At 64.3% G+C, this 17,978-nt stretch carries 15 protein-coding genes and 2 tRNA genes; 11 read left to right on the top strand and 6 right to left on the bottom strand.

The window, feature by feature from the left end:
• Entirely contained in the window at positions 1–471 is a 471-nt protein-coding gene (locus QPK31_RS17370; protein ID WP_290424155.1) for a DUF4149 domain-containing protein, read from the top strand.
• 185 nt (positions 472–656) lie between these two features.
• On the opposite strand, the gene yhbY is transcribed toward QPK31_RS17370, so the two are convergent.
• Complete coding sequence (gene yhbY, locus QPK31_RS17365) at positions 657–1,127, bottom strand: ribosome assembly RNA-binding protein YhbY (RefSeq protein WP_290424154.1); 471 nt, start codon at positions 1,125–1,127, stop codon at positions 657–659.
• 42 nt (positions 1,128–1,169) lie between these two features.
• Between yhbY and QPK31_RS17360 the strand changes: the two genes are divergently transcribed.
• The 6 genes from QPK31_RS17360 (at position 1,170) to QPK31_RS17335 (ending at position 6,511) form a co-directional block, all read left to right on the top strand.
• The gene (locus QPK31_RS17360; protein WP_290424153.1) at positions 1,170–1,832 is read left to right on the top strand and encodes an RlmE family RNA methyltransferase; all 663 of its coding nucleotides are present in this window, start codon (positions 1,170–1,172) and stop codon (positions 1,830–1,832) included.
• A gap of 223 nt (positions 1,833–2,055) precedes the next feature.
• Positions 2,056–3,942, top strand: coding sequence for an ATP-dependent zinc metalloprotease FtsH (gene ftsH, locus QPK31_RS17355; protein ID WP_229435089.1), 1,887 nt, complete (start codon positions 2,056–2,058; stop codon positions 3,940–3,942).
• Positions 3,943–4,013: 71 nt separating this feature from the next.
• Positions 4,014–4,850, top strand: coding sequence for a dihydropteroate synthase (gene folP / locus QPK31_RS17350; protein ID WP_290424152.1), 837 nt, complete (start codon positions 4,014–4,016; stop codon positions 4,848–4,850).
• Between the two features lie 22 nt (positions 4,851–4,872).
• The gene (glmM, locus tag QPK31_RS17345; protein WP_290424151.1) at positions 4,873–6,210 is read left to right on the top strand and encodes a phosphoglucosamine mutase; all 1,338 of its coding nucleotides are present in this window, start codon (positions 4,873–4,875) and stop codon (positions 6,208–6,210) included.
• Between the two features lie 79 nt (positions 6,211–6,289).
• Positions 6,290–6,366, top strand: a tRNA-Pro gene (locus QPK31_RS17340).
• Positions 6,367–6,434: 68 nt separating this feature from the next.
• A tRNA-Arg gene (locus QPK31_RS17335) sits at positions 6,435–6,511 on the top strand.
• A gap of 25 nt (positions 6,512–6,536) precedes the next feature.
• On the opposite strand, the gene QPK31_RS17330 is transcribed toward QPK31_RS17335, so the two are convergent.
• Together QPK31_RS17330 and QPK31_RS17325 are read right to left on the bottom strand one after the other, a co-directional pair.
• Positions 6,537–7,025 (bottom strand): hypothetical protein, encoded by a 489-nt coding sequence (locus QPK31_RS17330; RefSeq protein WP_290424150.1) that lies wholly within the window; start codon positions 7,023–7,025, stop codon positions 6,537–6,539.
• A gap of 322 nt (positions 7,026–7,347) precedes the next feature.
• Positions 7,348–8,454: a M28 family peptidase gene (locus QPK31_RS17325; RefSeq protein ID WP_290424149.1), complete on the bottom strand. Its 1,107-nt coding sequence runs from the start codon at positions 8,452–8,454 to the stop codon at positions 7,348–7,350.
• 218 nt (positions 8,455–8,672) lie between these two features.
• On the opposite strand from QPK31_RS17325, the gene QPK31_RS17320 reads away from it, so the two are divergent.
• Positions 8,673–9,623 (top strand): MBL fold metallo-hydrolase, encoded by a 951-nt coding sequence (locus QPK31_RS17320; RefSeq protein WP_290424148.1) that lies wholly within the window; start codon positions 8,673–8,675, stop codon positions 9,621–9,623.
• Positions 9,624–9,635: 12 nt separating this feature from the next.
• On the opposite strand, the gene QPK31_RS17315 is transcribed toward QPK31_RS17320, so the two are convergent.
• Positions 9,636–10,919 (bottom strand): family 1 glycosylhydrolase, encoded by a 1,284-nt coding sequence (locus tag QPK31_RS17315; protein WP_290424147.1) that lies wholly within the window; start codon positions 10,917–10,919, stop codon positions 9,636–9,638.
• A 121-nt stretch (positions 10,920–11,040) separates the two neighbouring features.
• Here QPK31_RS17315 and QPK31_RS17310 point away from each other — a divergent pair, with 121 nt between their 5' ends.
• From QPK31_RS17310 to QPK31_RS17300, 3 genes are all read left to right on the top strand, one after another.
• Positions 11,041–13,032 carry a TonB C-terminal domain-containing protein gene (locus QPK31_RS17310; protein ID WP_290424146.1) on the top strand — a complete coding sequence of 664 codons (1,992 nt, stop codon included), beginning with the start codon at positions 11,041–11,043 and terminating at the stop codon, positions 13,030–13,032.
• 157 nt (positions 13,033–13,189) lie between these two features.
• The gene (locus QPK31_RS17305; RefSeq protein WP_290424145.1) at positions 13,190–14,323 is read left to right on the top strand and encodes a polysaccharide biosynthesis/export family protein; all 1,134 of its coding nucleotides are present in this window, start codon (positions 13,190–13,192) and stop codon (positions 14,321–14,323) included.
• Between the two features lie 40 nt (positions 14,324–14,363).
• A complete protein-coding gene (locus QPK31_RS17300) occupies positions 14,364–14,507 on the top strand; it encodes a hypothetical protein (RefSeq protein ID WP_290424144.1) in 144 nt (47 codons plus the stop codon).
• A gap of 149 nt (positions 14,508–14,656) precedes the next feature.
• Here QPK31_RS17300 and QPK31_RS17295 read toward each other — a convergent pair whose 3' ends face one another.
• Together QPK31_RS17295 and QPK31_RS17290 are read right to left on the bottom strand one after the other, a co-directional pair.
• Positions 14,657–16,627, bottom strand: a complete 1,971-nt coding sequence (locus tag QPK31_RS17295) for a nucleoside-diphosphate sugar epimerase/dehydratase (protein ID WP_290424143.1) — start codon at positions 16,625–16,627, stop codon at positions 14,657–14,659.
• A 398-nt stretch (positions 16,628–17,025) separates the two neighbouring features.
• Positions 17,026–17,967 (bottom strand): N-acetylmuramoyl-L-alanine amidase-like domain-containing protein, encoded by a 942-nt coding sequence (locus QPK31_RS17290; protein WP_290424142.1) that lies wholly within the window; start codon positions 17,965–17,967, stop codon positions 17,026–17,028.
• Between the last annotated feature and the right edge of the window lie 11 nt (positions 17,968–17,978).

The raw sequence follows: 17,978 nt of genomic DNA, 5'->3' as shown, positions 1-17,978 counted from the left end.
ATGGCCATGTCGGCGCGCGCTGTGTCCCGTATTGCCGGCGTACGCCTGCTGGTTGCGGCGCTGTGGGCCGGCGCGCTGTGGGTGCTGGGCTACGTGGCGGCGCCGGCGGTGTTCTCGACGGCGTCGGGAACGGTGGCGGGCGACATCGTCGGATCGTTCCTGCACCGGCTGGCCTGGATCAGTTTCGTTTGCGCCGCGCTGATGCTGGTGCTGGTGCGTTTCTCGGGTGACCTGGATGCGGCGCGCAAGCGTTTCCTGAATCTGCTGGTGCTGGCAATGCTCGCCTGTGCGCTCGTCATGTACGTTGGCTTGCAGCCGGCGATGGCAGCGATGCGCGAGGCGGCAGGGCCGGCCGGGATCCGCGCTTCGCCGGAGTGGACGAAGTTCGCGGTGATGCATGGCGTGTCGCAGCTGTTTCACCTGATCGAAAGCGTGCTGGCGGCGGTGCTGCTGCTGAAAACCCGAACGTAGGGTGGACGGCTTTGCCGTCCACGCGTCGATCGTTATCGGCTCCGTTCGCGTGCTCGATGATCTTGCCGCCAACTATCGACGCGTGGGCGGCGCATGCATCTCGAATGCCCAACTGCCGCCGGTAGAGCCGACCACCCTACGTCCGCTACCCACGAAAAAAAACCGGGGAATCCCCGGTTTCTTTTTTACTTGTTCAGCGCCGATTTCTTGGAGCTGGTCTGGCGCGGTTTGGCGCGCTTGATGTTGCCGCCGGCGGTGACGCGCTCGTTGCCCTTGAGCATAACCTTGGTCACGCTCGGCTTCTTGGTGCCGCTGGCGCTGGCCTTGACGATGGTGACTTCGCGCATGCCCTTGCCGGCCTTGGCGCTGCGTTCCTTGACCGCTTCTTTTTTCGGACGGTAGAGCACCAGCAGCTTGCCGATGTGCTGGACCTGGGCAGCGTCGAGTTCTTCGCTGATCTGTTCGTACATGGCGACACGGGCTTCGCGGTCGTCGCCGAAGACGCGGACCTTGATCAGGCCGTGGGCGTCGAGACTGGCGGCGATTTCCTTCATGACGGACTCGGTCAGGCCGGCTTCGCCGATCATGACAACTGGGTTGAGCCCATGGGCTTCCGCACGCAGCGCGCTGCGCTCGGCCGGAGTGAGTTTAAGCATAATAATTTTTGGATGTACCTATAAAAGCAGTATTCTACGCGAATGGCCAAGAACAAATTAAACAAAAACTGGTTGCACGACCATATTAACGACCCTTACGTCAAGCTGGCACAGAAAGAAGGCTACCGTGCACGCGCCGCTTTCAAGCTGAAAGAAATCGACGAAAGCGAAAAACTCATCAAGTCCGGGCAGGTCATTGTCGACCTCGGCTGCACCCCTGGTAGCTGGGCGCAATATACCCGGCGCAAGCTCGCGGGCAAGGAAGGCGGCGGCATCAACGGCACCATCATCGGCCTCGATATCCTGCCGATGGACCCGATTGCCGACGTCCATTACATCCAGGGCGACTTCCGCGAAGATGTTGTATTAGACCAACTCGCCGAGGTGCTGGAAGGCCGCAAGACCGACCTCGTGCTGTCCGACATGGCCCCGAACCTGTCGGGGATTCCCACGGCCGACGCCGCGCGCATGGAACATTTGATCGACCTCGCGATTGAGTTTTCTCAAATGCATCTGAAGCCGGGCGGCGCATTGTTGGTGAAGTGCTTCAAGGATATGGGCTTTACCCAGATCGTCGAGAAGTTCCGTACCGAGTTCAAGACCGTCAAGCAGATCAAACCCAAGGCAAGTCGCGACAAGTCTTCGGAAATCTTCCTGCTCGGACGCGGTCTGAAGAATCCAGTGGAATATAAATCCGCGGCGTAAGACGATCCAGCCCTTGATATTTGAGATCGCAGCCACACATGCACGCCGTGATGCTCCGTTCGGTACCACCCATAAGTGAGTCGTGCCGCACGGAACTGAAAAAAGTGGCAATATGGCATGTTGAGGTGCGCCCCATGGCGCGGCCTCGTAGCACAGCATGTCTAATGCGAGTAAAATCGGCAATCTCACTGGTAATGGTGCGGATCGCATCGGAGGAGTTTTCGTGAATAATATGTTTTCCAAATCCGCCATCTGGGTGGTCGTCGCACTGCTGTTGTTCATGCTGTTCAAGCAGTTCGACAATCACAGCCCGGCCGGTGGCAGCAAGACCATCGCTTATTCCGAGCTGCTCGACGATGTGAAGGCGCGCCGCGTGAAGGACGTCGTGATCGAAGGCGCGAACATCACCGCCACCCGTACCGACGACACCAAGGTGCGCGCCACCGCCACCATGCTCGACCGCGGCCTGATCGGCGACCTGCGCGAGAATGGCGTGCGCTTCGACGTCAAGCCGCCCGAGGAGCCATCGTTCCTGCAGCAAGTCTTCATCTCCTGGTTCCCGATGCTGCTCCTGATCGGCGTCTGGGTCTTCTTCATGCGCCAGATGCAGGGCGGCGGCAAGGGCGGGGCGTTCTCGTTCGGCAAGTCGAAAGCGCGCATGCTCGATGAAACGAACAACAGCGTCACCTTCGCCGACGTCGCCGGTTGCGACGAAGCGAAAGAAGAAGTCAGCGAAATCGTCGACTTCCTGAAAGACCCGACCAAGTTCCAGAAGCTCGGCGGCCGCATCCCGCGCGGCGTGCTGATGGTCGGTCCTCCGGGTACCGGTAAGACCCTGCTGGCGCGCGCCATCGCCGGCGAAGCGAAAGTGCCGTTCTTCTCGATCTCGGGTTCCGACTTCGTCGAGATGTTCGTCGGCGTGGGTGCGTCCCGCGTGCGCGACATGTTCGAGAACGCCAAGAAGCACTCGCCTTGCATCATCTTCATCGACGAGATCGACGCGGTCGGCCGTCACCGTGGCGCCGGCATGGGCGGCGGCAACGACGAGCGCGAACAGACCCTGAACCAGCTGCTGGTCGAGATGGACGGCTTCGAGGCCACTTCGGGCGTGATCGTGATCGCCGCCACCAACCGCGCCGACGTGCTCGATAAAGCCCTGCTGCGTCCGGGCCGTTTCGACCGCCAGGTAATGGTGGGCCTGCCGGACATCCGCGGCCGCGAACAGATCCTGAACGTGCACATGCGCAAGGTGCCGATCGGCGCCGACGTGAAAGCCGACATCCTGGCGCGCGGCACGCCGGGCTTCTCGGGCGCCGACCTGGCCAACCTGGTGAACGAGGCCGCGCTGTTCGCCGCACGCCGCAACAAGCGCCTGGTCGAGATGCTCGATTTCGAAGACGCCAAGGACAAGATCTACATGGGTCCGGAGCGCAAGTCGATGGTCATGCGCGAAGAGGAACGCCGCAACACGGCTTACCACGAGTCGGGCCACGCCGTCATCGCCAAGCTGTTGCCGAAGGCCGACCCGGTGCACAAGGTCACGATCATGCCGCGCGGCTATGCCCTGGGCCTGACCTGGCAGCTGCCTGAACACGATGCGCTGTCCGGCTATAAGGACAAGATGCTGGAAGAAATCTCCATCCTGTTCGGTGGCCGTATCGCCGAAGAGATTTTTGTTGGCCAGATGTCGACCGGCGCCTCGAACGACTTCTCGCGTGCGACCAAGCTGGCGCGCTCGATGGTCACCCGCTTCGGCATGTCGGAAAGCATGGGTGTGATGGTCTACGAAGACAGCGAGAACGAAGGTTTCTTCGGTGGCGCCACCAAGACGATTTCGGAAGCGACCCAGCAAAAGGTCGACGCCGAGATCCGCGCCATCCTCGACACCCAGTATGCGCTGGCGCGCCGCCTGCTGGAAGAAAACCGCGACAAGGTGGAAATGATGACCAAGGCGCTGCTCGACTGGGAAACCATCGACGCCGAACAGATCAACGACATCATGGCCGGCCGCGAGCCGCATCCGCCGAAGTCCAGCATCCTGACCAAGCGTACGCCTCCTGGCGACAGCGGTTCGGGCGGCGTTGCCACCAACGCACCGGCACCGGCTTGATCGGTTTGTAATACCCCTGCAAAAGGCATCCCTGGATGCCTTTTGCTCGTTAACACTCTGTATTCTTCCTTATGCGTCAATTCCTGCAGTGCGGCCGCTTCCGTTTCGAGCTGGGGCGGCGTCCCCTCGTCATGGGCGTCCTGAACGTCACCCCCGATTCCTTTTCCGATGGCGGCCAGTATCACGCCCTCGAATTCGCGGTCTCGCGCGCCGAGGACATGGTGGCCAGCGGCGTCGACCTGATCGACATCGGCGGTGAATCCACCCGGCCCGGTTCGCCCAGCGTCCCAGTCGCCGAGGAACTGGCACGCGTGATGCCGGCCCTGTATGCCTTGCAGGAAGCCGGTAAAGCCTTGTCGGTCGATACCTGCAAGCCCGAGGTGATGCGCGAAGCCATCATCGCCGGCGCCGACATGATCAACGACATCAACGGTTTCCGGGCGCCCGGCGCCATCGAGGCTGTAGTGAACAGCGACTGCGGCCTGTGCGTGATGCACATGCAGGGTACGCCCCAGGATATGCAGGCCCAGCCGGTTTATGCCGACGTGGTGGCCGAGGTGATCGCCTTCCTGCGCGAACGCGTGCAGGCCCTTGTCGCGGCCGGCGTCGACCACGAACGCATCTGCGTCGATCCCGGCCTCGGCTTCGGCAAGACGGTCGATCACAACTACGCATTGCTGCGCCATACCGGACGCATTGCCGATGAGCTTGGCGTGCCTGTACTGATCGGCCTGTCGCGCAAGTCGATGATCGGCGCGGTCACCGGCCGTCCGGTGGAGGCGCGCATGGCCGGCAGCCTGGCTGGCGCGTTGGCTGCGGTGGCGCAGGGCGCTAGAATTGTGCGAGTGCATGATGTTGCAGAGACGGTCGACGCGCTGAAGGTATGGCGTGCTGCGACCATTGATTAAGATCCCACAAGAAAGAAAACAAATGGCACGCAAATATTTCGGTACCGATGGCGTTCGCGGACAAGTTGGCGTGGCGCCGATCACCCCCGACTTCGTGATGCGCCTCGGCTACGCGGCCGGCAAGGTGCTGGCCAAGGACAATGCCACGGCAACCCGTCCGACCGTGTTGATCGGCAAGGACACCCGTATTTCCGGCTACATGCTGGAAGCCGCGCTGGAAGCGGGCTTCTCGGCCGCCGGCGTCGACGTGATGCTGGCCGGCCCGATGCCGACCCCGGCGATCGCCTACCTGACGCGCGCACTGCGCCTGCAGGCCGGCGTCGTGATCTCGGCCTCGCACAATCCCTTCCAGGACAACGGCATCAAGTTCTTCTCGGAACATGGCACCAAGCTGCCGGACAGCGTCGAACTGTCCATCGAGGAAGCGATCGACCAGCCGATGGATTGCGTGCCGTCGGACAAGCTCGGCCGTGCGACCCGCCTGCGCGACGCGCAAGGCCGCTACATCGAGTTCTGCAAGAGCACCTTCCCCAACGAACTCGACCTGCGCGGCCTGAAGATCGTGGTCGACAGCGCCCACGGCGCCGCCTACAACATCGCGCCGCACGTGTTCCATGAACTGGGCGCCGAAGTGGTCTCGATCGGCGCCACGCCGGACGGCTTCAACATCAACGCCGGCTTCGGCGCCACCGCCCCGAAAGCGCTGTCGCAGGCTGTGCTCGACAACAAGGCCGACCTCGGCATCGCGCTGGACGGCGACGCCGACCGCCTGATCATGGTCGACGCCACCGGCCGCGTCTACAACGGCGACGAACTGCTGTACCTGATGGTGCGCGACCGCATGGCCACCGGTCCGGTGGCGGGCGCCGTCGGCACCCTGATGACCAACATGGCGCTCGAAGTCGCGTTCAAGAACATGGGCATCGGCTTCGCACGCGCCAAGGTCGGCGACCGCTACGTGCTGGAAGTGATGCAGGAGCGCGGCTGGATCCTTGGCGGCGAAGGCTCGGGCCACCTGCTGGCGCTCGACAAGCACACCACCGGCGACGGCATCGTCTCGGCGCTGCAGGTGCTGTCGGCACTCAAGCGCAGCGGCAAGTCGCTGCAGGAATGCTGCAGCGAGCTGAAGCTGTATCCGCAGACCCTGATCAACAAGAAGGTGCCAGCGGGCTTCGACTGGACCCAGGACACCGCCATGGTGGCCGAAAAGGAAGCCGTCGAGCGCGAGTTGGGCGACGCCGGCCGCGTGCTGATCCGCGCCTCCGGCACCGAGCCCCTGATCCGCGTGATGGTGGAAGCGAAGGAAGCGGAACTGGCCGAGAGCATGGCCCGCCGCATCGCCGACAAGCTGGCTGCCTGACGGAACAGGGCGCCGGCCGGCTCGAAACAAGGCGCGCACATTGACGCGCGCCCTGTGAAGCAGTATGATACTGCTTATTCGGAGTGTAGCGCAGCCCGGTAGCGCACCTGGTTTGGGACCAGGGGGTCCAAGGTTCGAATCCTTGTACTCCGACCAAGTTTTACTAACGGGCCGTCGTCATGACGGCCCGTTTTCGTTTATCCGGCTATTCTGCCGGATTCCTACTGCCCATAGCTCAGTTGGATAGAGCATCAGCCTTCTAAGCTGAGGGTCGCTGGTTCGAACCCAGCTGGGCAGGCCAAGCTTGTTCGCATCCATCCAGGCGTTTAATTCCCGTTGTTCCCGTTGCGGCCATTCTGGCCAGGACTTGGCACGAACAGGCCGGCCAGGAAGCCAATCACACTCGTGAACATTGTCAGCACGATTTCCGGCTTGACGCTGGACCCGGTCGGCGCCGACAACACGCCGATGGCAAGCGTCACGAACGAGCCCACCAGGACAATGGCGAAGGCGGAGACCACGACCAGCCACAGCAGGTCGCGCATGCCGGGAGTAGGGCGCGGAAATCCGCCTTCGCTGACCTCCTTGGCAATCTGCTCGCGCTCGGCCTGTGGCTGGGCCTTGATGGCATCGATGAGAACCTCGGCTTTCTCCTCGACGGGCAGCCGCTGCAGCGTGGAGCCGAGACTCGCACTCGTGAACCCCTTCAATCCGGTTGGATCGACAAGTTGCGGCATTTCGTGTCCAAAGGTCCGCAGTTCGTCCGAGGTCAGTTCCTTCATTCGTCCAGTGATGTCGCTCAGCGCAGTTGACATGATTGCCCCCGGTGAAATGACACCTGCTCCGGTCAGAAAGCCGGTGCCGGTTAGAAGATGATCCGGGTCGCCAGGGAAGAATCTGCGAGGAAGCGTCAGCGATTCCGGGACTGGGTCGCGGAATGCGTCAACGTCGATGATAGCGGGTCCGGGGCTGGCTGAATGGGCACTTCGGCGTCGTGTTGTTTCGACGCCCTGATCGTGTACCTGGCCTATGAAGGAAGACGAAAACGTTTCCTATCCTGACTGGCGGACTGCCACATGCGTCTCCCGGCCGCGTGAATGCGGGCGATTCCCGGACCGGGAGAACTGGAGTGGCAGCTTATTGCGGCTTGATGCCGCGCTGTTCCTGGATACCCAGGTATTTGCTGGCCTTTGGATTGCTCCTGCTCCACTTCGGCGCTTCGCTGCTGTTGGCGATATGCCAGATCGCCAATGCCACCGTACGATCGACCGCCGCCATGTTCTCGTAGTCGATCTTGTCCCAGTGGTCGCCTGCGCCATGGTAGTCGGGGAAGGCGTAGGCCACGCTCACCGTGTGCGCCGGAATGCCCTGGTCGGCCAGCGCCTGGTTGTCGCTGTGGGCGAAATACTTGTCGCTGTTCACCGGATGCTTCCAGACCTTGATGCCGGTCTGGTCGCCTGCCTTTTTCAGGATCTCGCCGACATCCGAGAAGTCATAACCAGTGACGGCAAAGGCGCGCTGCTGAGGGCCTTCGCTGTCGTCGGTGCGGCCAACCTGCTCGATGTTGATGCCGGCCACGGTCTTTTCGATCGGCACCAGCGGATTGGCGCCGTAGTAGCGCGAGCCGACCAGGCCGTGTTCTTCGCCGAACACCGTCATGAAGACGATGCTGCGCTTCGGACGTTCCTTGTTGGCGGCAAAGGCCTTGGCCAGTTCGATCACGGAGACCGTGCCGCTGCCGTCGTCGTTGGCGCCATTGAAGATGCCGTCGCCTTCGCCCGGCTTGGTTCCGACGTGGTCGTAGTGGGCCGTTACCAGGATGTAGGTGTCCTTCAGAGCCGGGTCCGAGCCGCGCAGGATGCCGACCACGTTGCGCACCTTGGCCGGTGCCGCCGGCGCGGCGTTCTTGTCGCGGCGCGGGTTGATCTTGTTCCAGTCGGCGGTCTGGAAGTAAGGCTCGTCGCCCAGCGGTTCCAGGCCGGCGGCGCGGAATTGCGAGGCGATGAACTCGGCCGCGATGTCGAGCCCGCGCGATGGCGTGCCGCGTCCTTCCAGCGCATCCGAGGCCAGGAAAGCCAGGTTGCCGCGCATGGCCGTGGCCGAGATGCGGTCCAGGATCGGCGCAGCAGCAGCAGGCGTGGCGGAGGCGGCAGGGCCGGCGGCCTGGGCGAGCGAGGCGGCGAGGGAAACCGGGAACGACAGGCTGGCAAGCATGACGGCGCGGGAAAGGATACGTCGGGTCATTGGCATGGAGGGTCCGTAAAGACGAGGAAGTCGGATGAATGAAATGTCAAAACCTTGCAAGTATCGCTGAGCTTTGCACAAGCGGCAACCTTGCATGCGCCGTGCCGTGCTGTCCAGCGCTGACCTTGTCCGTTTGCAAAGAGACGCCGTGCTGTCGGGCTTCGTGGTAGCGTTCCGACATCGCGAACCCGTGGCGGTTCGGTCATGACGGAGTGTGTATGTCTTGTTGCCGCTTGTTGGGAAGCGCTTTCCTGTCCCTCGTCCTGGTATGCAGCCTTGGCGGCAGCGCGTTCGCCCAGGAACAGGCGACCGCCGATACCTATACCCTGAAGCTGCCGGCCGGCGACCCGGCCGCGGAAAGCGAGCAGAACGGAAATGTGCAATTCATCGGCACCGCCACGGTCCTGATCCGCTACCGCGGCCTGACCATCATGACCGACCCGAACTTCCTGCACAAGGGAGAACACGTCCACCTCGGCTATGGCCTGACCTCGCAGCGCCGTACGAATCCGGCCATCGATTTCGACAAGCTGCCCCCGATCGACCTGGTGATCCTGTCGCACATGCACGACGACCACTTCGACAAGCTGGTCCAGGAAAAGCTGCCGCGCAACACGCCGATCGTCACCAACAAGGAAGCCAGCGAAGCCCTGAAGCGGCTCGGCTTCACCCAGCGGTTCGCGCTGAGCGTGTGGGACCGGCTCGAAGTGACCAAGGGCGACGCACGCGTGCGCATCACGTCCACGCCGGGCCGGCATGGCGCGGCCGGGGTCGCGGTGCTGCTGCCGAAAGTGATGGGCAGCGTGCTCGATTTCGGCGCGAACGCCGATAGCCCGGACTACCGCATGTACATCAGCGGCGACACCCTGGTCTACGACGACATCCAGACCATCCCGCAGCGCTTTCCGGGCATCGACCTGGCGCTGCTGCACCTGGGCGGCACCCGCATCCTGGGCGTGTTCAAGGTCACGATGGACGGCAAGGACGGCGTGCAGATGCTGCAGGTCATCCGCCCGAAAAAGGCGATCCCGATCCACTACGACGACTACGACGTCTTCAAGTCGCCGCTGGCGGATTTCGCTCGCGAAGTGAAGGCGGCCGGGCTGGAGGAGGGCGTCGTCTACCTGGCGCACGGCGAAAGCTATACCTTTACGCCGCGCCAGCGCTGACGCCCGGCCGGGTCATTTCCCGAGCAGGCTGCCGCCGACCGGCGATTGCGGATCGATGGTGGACAGCTCGGTGTCGTATTCGTGGGGCATGACCACCGGCACCTGCAGGCAGATGCTCTTGGTCGGCAGCACGGTTTCCCAGGCGCGCACGAGTTCGCGGTAGGCTACACCCACCGGGCGGATCTTGCGGTCGAGGTCGAACAAACCGAGGGCGTTCACGTTGCCATTGTCTTCGCGCAGGGCCGTATCCCAGTCGACCTGGTCGGTGAGCGAATACCAGGTGAAGCCGATCAGCGGCACGCCATTGTTCCGCACGCGCAGCACGTTGGCCCATTCCTTCTTCAGCCAGTACACGGCCTCGTCGCCGGCCGGACCCTGGCACAGGTTGGTCTCCGTGTGCATCACCGGCAGGCGGTAGCGGTTGTAGTACTGGTGGGTGATGACCGCATAGCCGAAGATCTCGCCGGCCGCGCGCGTCATGCCGTCGGCCGAGACATAATGTTCGTTGGTCTGGTAATAGTCGTTCCCCATGATGCAGTGGTGCTTCAGGTTGTGCTGGAGGAAGAAGTGGTATTCCTCGCGCGACATGCCATTGTCCAGCAGGTACTCGTACATCTCGGAATCGACGCGGCGGCCATAGTTCAGGTCGAGCGCCAGGAAGCGGCGTGCATTGTTGAGTTCGGCCGGGCCGATGGCGTCGGGCGCTTCGGCGTGGAAGTATTCGGTCGATTCGCTCTGGATGAACAGGGCGTCGGGCCGTACCTTCAGGATCGCATGCATGGCCAGGATGTTGGCCTTGACCACGTGCTTGATGGCGGTGACGAAGGCGGCATCGGTGCGCATCTGCTCGTTCCACCAGCCGTACAGCGTCGAGAAGACCGCGCAGATCCACATCTCGTTGATCGGCGTGTACATCTGCACCCAGGGGTAGCGGCGCGCAAAGGCGCCGGCATAGGCCGCGAACAGTTCCGGGAAATCGGGATTCTGGAAGTTGCCGATCCAGTCGGGCACACCGAAGTGGCAGAGGTCGACGATCGGGGCGATGTTCCGGCGCCGCAAATCGTTGAAGGTCAGGTCGGCGAATTCCCAGTCGTAGCGCTCGGGGCCGAGGTAGCAGCGGTGCAGGGGAGGGCCGTAGCGCAGCACGCGCAGGCCGAGTTCCTGTACCAGGTCGAAGTCGAGCTTCCAGTGCCGGTAGTGGCCGCATTTCTCGAGCTCGTCCATCCGGGTGCGGCCGCCGTTGATGGTGGGATTGCTGTTCTCGATACCTGTTGCGAAAATGAAACCTGGGTGCATGCAGTTCCTCCCTTCGTCGCTACTTGCCTTTAGTATCGTCCACGTATTTCGCGAATGCTAGCGTGCGCAGTGTTCCTTAAGTAAACGTTAAGCTGTGAACTCATCCATACCGCCCTTGCGCATGCCCCACGCCGCCGCCGCACGCCACGCTTCCGATCGCGTCAACCGCCGCATGCTGGCCGGCCTGGCGCTGTCGCTGCTCGTGCATGCGCTGATCCTGGCGATCCAGTTCGGCGTGCCGGGCATGCAGGCGGGCAGCGGCGGGCCGATCACGGTCGTGCTGGCGCCGCCGCAGGCTGCGCAGCCCCTGCCGCCTTTACCGCCTTTACCGCCATTGCCGCCGGCCGGGGAGCCCGTGCCGGCGCCTCCGGCCCTGCCTGCACCGGAAGCGGCGCCCTTGCCACCGGCTTTAGCCGCTGCTTCGCCCACGCCGCGGCCGCCAGCGCCCGGCTTCCAGCTGCGCGATCCGGTGCCGATCGCGCCGCCGCCGGCGCCGGCCAGGCCCGCGCCCCAGCTGGCCAAGCGGCGGCGCCCCCTGCGCAAGCCGCCCACCCGGCCTGCGCTCGAAACGCCGGTCATTGCCCAGCTGGACGATCCGGCTTCCGCTTTCAGGCTGCCGCCACCCGAGATGGTTCCCGAAGCGCCCGAGGAGCCGCCCGCGCCGGCGCAGGCCGAGCCTGAGGCTGCCCCCGAAGCGCCGGCGCTGGCCGATGCGGCGGATGCGGCAGCCGAAGCCATGGCGCTGGAGCAGGAAGAGAAACGGCTCGCCGCCGAGCGTGCGGAGCGGCTGGCGCGCGAGGAAGAGGAGCGCCTGGCCGCTGCGCGCCTGGCTGCCGAGCAGGAGGCCCTGCTTGCCGCCGAGCAGCGCCGGATCGAAGACGAACGTGCTCGCCAGATAGAGACGCAGCGCCGGCACGCCGACGAAATGCGGCGGCTGGCGGAAGAACAGCGCCTGGCGGAAGAGCAAAGCCTGGCGCAGCGCGAGCGCGAGCGGGACGCGGCGCAGGCGCGCGAGCGCCAGCTTGCCCGGCAGCGGCAACAGGAGGCGGCGGCCCAGGCCCTGGCCGAGCAGGAGCGCGTGGCCGAGCAACAGCGCATGCTCGACCAGCAGCGCGAGGCGGAGCAACGCGAACGTGCCCTGGCGCAGCAACGCGAGGAGGCAATGCAGCGCGAACGTGCGCTGGCACGGCAGCGCGAGGAAGTGCTGGAGCGAGAACGCATCCTGGCCCGGCAGCAGGCCCGGCAACGTCTGGAAGACGAGCAGCGTGCGCGCGAAGCGGCCCAGTCGGCCCAGGCACGCCGCGCCGCCGAGGAAGAAGCGCTGCGGCTCGCCCTGGAGCGCCAGCGCGAGGCCGAGGCCGAGGCCGGGCGCCGCCTGGCCGAGCAGGCCCGGCAGCAAAGCGAAGAAGAAGCGGCACGCCGCCGCGCCGAACAGCTGGCGCAGCAAAAGATGCAGGAACAGCTGCAGCAACAAATGCAGCAACAGGCCGAGCGCCAGCGTGCCCAGGAGATTGCGCGCCGCGAAGCCGAAAGGACAGCGCTCGCCGAACGCGCGCCTGCGCCGGGCGCCGGCGGACTGGATTCCGGCATGGATGCCGGACTCGCCGCCGGACCGGGCCGCGGCAATGGCAGCGGCGGCGCCGGAACCGTTCCGCGCGGCATGCTCGGCAGCGACCTGGCCCTGCGTGCGCGCGAGATGATGCGCGGCATCGATATCCCCGTCGAGCAGCCGCCGGCCTTGCGTGCCAGGGACGCGCGCCGGATCGCGGTCGCTTCCAACGAACGCGACGTGCCTGTACGCATGTACGTGGAAAGCTTCCGCCAGAAGATCGAGCGCACCGCCGCGCAGATCCAGATGCGCGTCTCCGCTGCGCCGGCCCGCTACGATCCCCTGGTCAGCGTGGCGGTGCGCAGCGACGGCAGCATCGACGACGTCGTCATCCTGCGTTCGAGCGGGCGCGCCGAGACCGACGAAGCGGTGCGCCGCATCATCCACCTGAATGCGCGCTATGCCGCGTTTCCGCCGAACGTGGCGGCGCGTTTCGACGTGATCGAGATCCGCCGCATCTGGACCTTTGCCGAGACCCTGAAGCTGCTCGAAGAGGTGCGCTGAGGGCGCCATCCCCGCATGCGCAAGCAATGACGCCCCGCCCGGGGCCCGCGCGCGTTACCTGAGCCTGCCGTTTGATATGCAGCAAAGCTGCCTGTGACGGACGCCTTACGCTGACTTGGTCAGCCTGACAAGGCGCTTCATTTTCATAGGCAAGCTCATGAATTTACCAACAGAAATTTTGCGTCTGCGCATTTTTGTCGCAGGCTGTGCGTCCGCGTTTGCATTCGTCCTCGCCGGCTGTACCGGAGGCCCGCAATTCCGTTCCGAGACCGGCAACGCCGATGCGCCGCCGACCGAGCTGATCACCGAGCAATTGATCGAGGCCGAGCAGCAGGCCGCCGCCGCGCGCGGCAACCAGGATTTGTCGAAGCTGCTGGTGGCCCATCCGCCGCCTTATACCATCGGCCGCGGCGACATCCTCTCGATCGTGGTCTGGGACCATCCCGAGCTGGCCGCCGGCGGCATGACCGCCGCCACCGCCTCGGCGGATGCGGCCGTGGCCGTCGCCGGCGCCACCGCGAACGCGCAGCAGCCCGGCTTCGTGGTCGACCACCAGGGCCGCATCCAGTTTCCTTTCGCCGGCCTGCTGCCGGTGGAAGGCCTGACCGAAGACGGGGCGCGCGCTCTGCTGACGCAAAAGATCGCCAAGTACATCGCCAATCCCAACATCACGCTGCGCGTGCAGGCCTACCGCAGCAAGCGCGTCTACATCGACGGCGAGGTCAAGTCGCCCGGCCTGCAGGCGATCAACGACATTCCCATGACCCTGGTCGAGGCGCTGAACCGCGCCGGCGGCCTGCTGCCCACGGCCGACCAGAGCCGCATCGCGCTCGAACGCGGCGACGCCCGCTACGCCATCAACCTGCGCGAGCTGGTCCAGAAGGGCATCAACCCCGGCAACGTGATGCTGGCGCCGGGCGACGTGGTGCGCGTGCATTCGCGCGACGAAAGCAAGGTCTTCGTGTCGGGCGAGGTCGTCACGCCGCGCGCCCTCACCATGCACAACGGCCGCCTCACCCTCAACGAGGCGCTCGGTGAAACCGGCGGCGTCAGTCCCCTGAGCGGCGACGCGCGCCAGATCTACGTGGTGCGCAAGACCCCGGGGCGCACCCGCGTGTTCCAGCTCGACGCCCGCGTCACGGGGTCGCTGGCCATGGCCGAGTCCTTCGAGCTGCGCCCGAAAGACGTGGTCTACGTGGCGGCGTCGCCGCTGGCCAACTGGAACCGCCACCTCAGCTTGCTGTTCCCGGGCGCGCTGACCAATGCGGTCGGCGTCAGCACCCGTCCTTGATGACTGTCCGCGCATATTGGTGAACATTCGGAGAACAACCATGACCAAACCCGCCGACAGCCATTCCCTGGCCCACGTGACCCACAGCCCGCCCATCCTCAGCGTGCCCTTCGACCCGCGTCCGCCTGTCAGTGCGACCGACGAGCCGACCGTCGACCTCAAGGGCCACTTCAATACCTTGTAGCCGAGTCCGATGATGCCGATGACGGCGGTGCGGTCGCGCAGTCTGGCGGTAAGCTGTTGCAGGTGGGCCGATTGATGTTCGTCGCGCATGGGTATCCTCGCCATTCAGGGTAACGTCAGGGTAAAAAAAGGAAAACGGATGCCGCGCCGCTAGATGCGGAAGGGCACGAATTTGTTGATCAGGCTGAGTCGGGCCGGCTCGAGCACCGGCGGCGGGCTGGTCACGGGCAGCTGCGGCGTGTATTCGCTGACGATGGCCTTGACCATCGATTCGATCATGGCGCGCTCGTGGGTTTCGCAGGCCATCATCAGGCAGGTGATGCAGGTTTCCAGCACGCTGGGGCGCAGCGCGTTTTCCTTCATGCGCATGATGCGCGGATGCTCGCTGGGGAAGACGGTGCCGTCGGTGAGCAGTTCCTCGTGCAGCTTTTCGCCGGCGAACAGGCCGACGAACTTGATCTCGATGTCGCCGTTCGGGTTCTGCGGCGATTTCTCGGTGAGGCCGGTCATGGCGATCATGGTGCGCGCCAGGTCGACGATGCGTACCGGTTCGCCCATGTCGAGCACGAAGACGTCGCCGCCCTTGGCCATGGCGCCGGCCTGGATGACCAGCTGGGCGGCTTCCGGAATCAGCATGAAGTAGCGCGACACCTCGGGGTGGGTGATGGTCAGCGGGCCGCCTTTGGCGATCTGGCGCTGGAACAGGGGGATCACCGAGCCCGAGGAACCGAGCACGTTGCCGAAGCGGACCATGCAGAAGGTGGTCTGGCTGCCGCGCGCGGCCGCCGCCTGGAAGATCAGTTCGGCGATGCGCTTGCTGGCGCCCATGATGTTGGTCGGGCGCACCGCCTTGTCGCTGGAAATGAGCACGCAGGTTTCGACGTTGTGGCGGGCGCAGGCGCCCGCCACGACCTGGGCGCCGAGCACGTTGTTGCGCAGGCCTTCGACGATGTTGGCCTCGACCAGGGGCACGTGCTTGTAGGCGGCGGCGTGGTAGACGGTGTCGATGTGGCTGTCGCCGAGGATGCGTTCGACCAAATCGGCGTTGCAGACCGAGCCGAGGTGGGCGTCGATGCGCAGGTCGGGGAAGCGGGTACTGAGTTCCTGGCGCACGGTGTACAGCGCGTATTCGGAGTGGTCGAGCAGGTGCAGGCGGGACGGGCCGAGGGTGACGATCTGTCGGCACAGCTCGCCGCCGATGGAGCCGCCGGCGCCAGTGACGAGCACGGTCTTGCCGCGCACGCAGCGGGCGAACAGGTCGAGACGTGGCGGCACGGGCGGGCGGCCGAGCAGGTCTTCGAACTTCAGCTCGCGGATCGAGTCGCGTGGACGCACCCGGTCGTCGGCCAAATCGACCAGGCGGCTGAGGATCTTGGTGGTGACGCCGGCCAGGGCCAGGCGCTGCATGATCTCGCGCAGGCGTTCCGCCGGCATGGCGGGCACGGCGATGACGACGGTGCGGATGCCGTGGGCGGTGACCATGTCGGCCAGCCGGTCCGTGTGGAACACGCGCAGGCCGGCGATCGTGCGGTCGTTCAGGGCGCGCTTGTCGTCGAAAAAGCAGACCGGACGGTATTCGTCGCTGTTGCGCATGGTTTGCGCCAGGCGCGCACCGGGCTCGCCGGCGCCGTAGATCGCAACCGCATCCGAGGTCGGACGGTTTTCCGCATGATTGCGCAGGAAATTGCGCATGCCGATACGCGAGGTAACGACATAGGAAAAAACGATAAACCAGTAGATTGCCAATGCACTGCGGGGAAATACCGCATCGTTAATGGCAAACAGCACGACATAGGCGCACAATACGGCAATGCCGAGCGCAAAACCGGTGGCGCTTAATAAGCGCTGGTCGATAAAACGGATCACGGCCCGATACAAATCGGACATCGAGAAAGCGGCAATGGTGACCAGCGCCACCAATATATAGGAGGCGGGGCCGTAATGCGCCGCCAGGCGCATGTCGCCCCGCAGCAGCAGGGCGATAAGAAAACATAGAGGAAGGGCAAGGAGGTCGATCGCCACCATGAAAGCGATTTTCGTGGTCCGATGCAGCGATACCATGCGGGCGCAAAACTGGCTCAGGATATTCGTGGACGGGGTCGACATGGTAATCGCGGTCAAATGGTTTGCGGGAAAGCGGATAATCCAGTGCCAACTGATGAAGAATTAACGTACTCAGCAATATTTCCGCTATTAATTAAATCAATGAGCGAGAATTAGACTCATCGCCGCTGAGTAAGTTTATTATCGGACCGCCTTGGAATGCTGAGTTTGACCCTGCTCAACCACGAATTGCGAATTAAAATGAAAAACGACTGTCGTTAAATATAAGAAATGGAAATAGGAAATATATCGCGAGATTTTGTGCGATAGATTTCTTGTTGGAATTGTCTAGGGAGATCATGCCGGAAGGCTGATGGGTGTCGCCGGACCGGCAAGACCATGGGCGCGGAGGGACCGCGCCGGTGGGGAAGAAAAATGGGCAGCCCGCCGCCTGGCGGCAGGCTGCCGGGCCGGGTTCAGCTTCCCGGGCGCGGTTGCGGCGCCATCGGCGGCACCACGATGTTGTCGTTCAGGCGCAGGAACTTGAAGCCGGCCAGGCGCTGGCCGTTCTTCCCCTCGCGCGCATTCTTCGCTTCACGCTCGGCGGCGCGCGCGATGTAGGACGCGAAGGTTTCCTCGCGCACCTGCGGTTCCGAGGAGTGCAGGAAGTGGCGTTCGCCGTCCGGCCCCAGCACCACCAGGCCCACGTGCGAGGCCCAGTGCTCGCCGTCGCGGGTCGAGATCACGTTGACGAAGTCGCCTTCCTGCAGTTGCGCTGCGATGCCCGCCACCGCGTCCTTCGGCACGAAAGCCTGGCGGCTGGTTTCCACCGGGATGTCGCGCACGGTGTTGTGACGGGTCCTGAGGAAACGGGCGCGGTCGACGCGCATGTCGTAGCCTGGGCCGTTGGCGCCGGCCAGTTCGGCGCTGATGTCGGTGAGCAGCCAGCGGTTCGAGACGTTCCAGTCCAGCTCGGTGTAGTGGTTACGCGTGGCCACGCCGATCACGCCGTCCTTGTAGCGGATGCGCTGCAGCATCCAGAAAAACTCTTCCCACGAACGCGAGAGCGCCATCGCATAGGTGTGTTCCGCAAATACCACGCAATCGCTGTGGTCCAGGCTGAACAGCGGCAGGTTGTCGTGTACCTCAAACGGGAATTCGCCCAGCAGATTCAGGATATAGGGCTGGCCGATGTTCTTGCGGCCGATCGCCGCGATGCGCTTGCGCAGGTCGGGCTCGGCCGCATGCTGCCAGGCCACGTAGCGGCCGGCTTCCACTGGGCTCATCCGGTAAATCGGTTTTTGCAGGATGGTCTCGAGCGCCACCGGGGCGGCGGGCGCCTGGGCGGTGGTCGACGCGGGCGGCGTGGCGCAGCCGGCAAGCACGGCGCCGGCGAGAAGCAGGGGGAGTGAGCGCATGGGCAATGAAT

This window comes from Massilia sp. YIM B02769, assembly GCF_030411995.1.
GTDB lineage: Bacteria > Pseudomonadota > Gammaproteobacteria > Burkholderiales > Burkholderiaceae_D > Telluria.
Note: the sequence above shows the minus strand (reverse complement) of the source record. Positions and strands in the feature narration are given on the sequence as shown.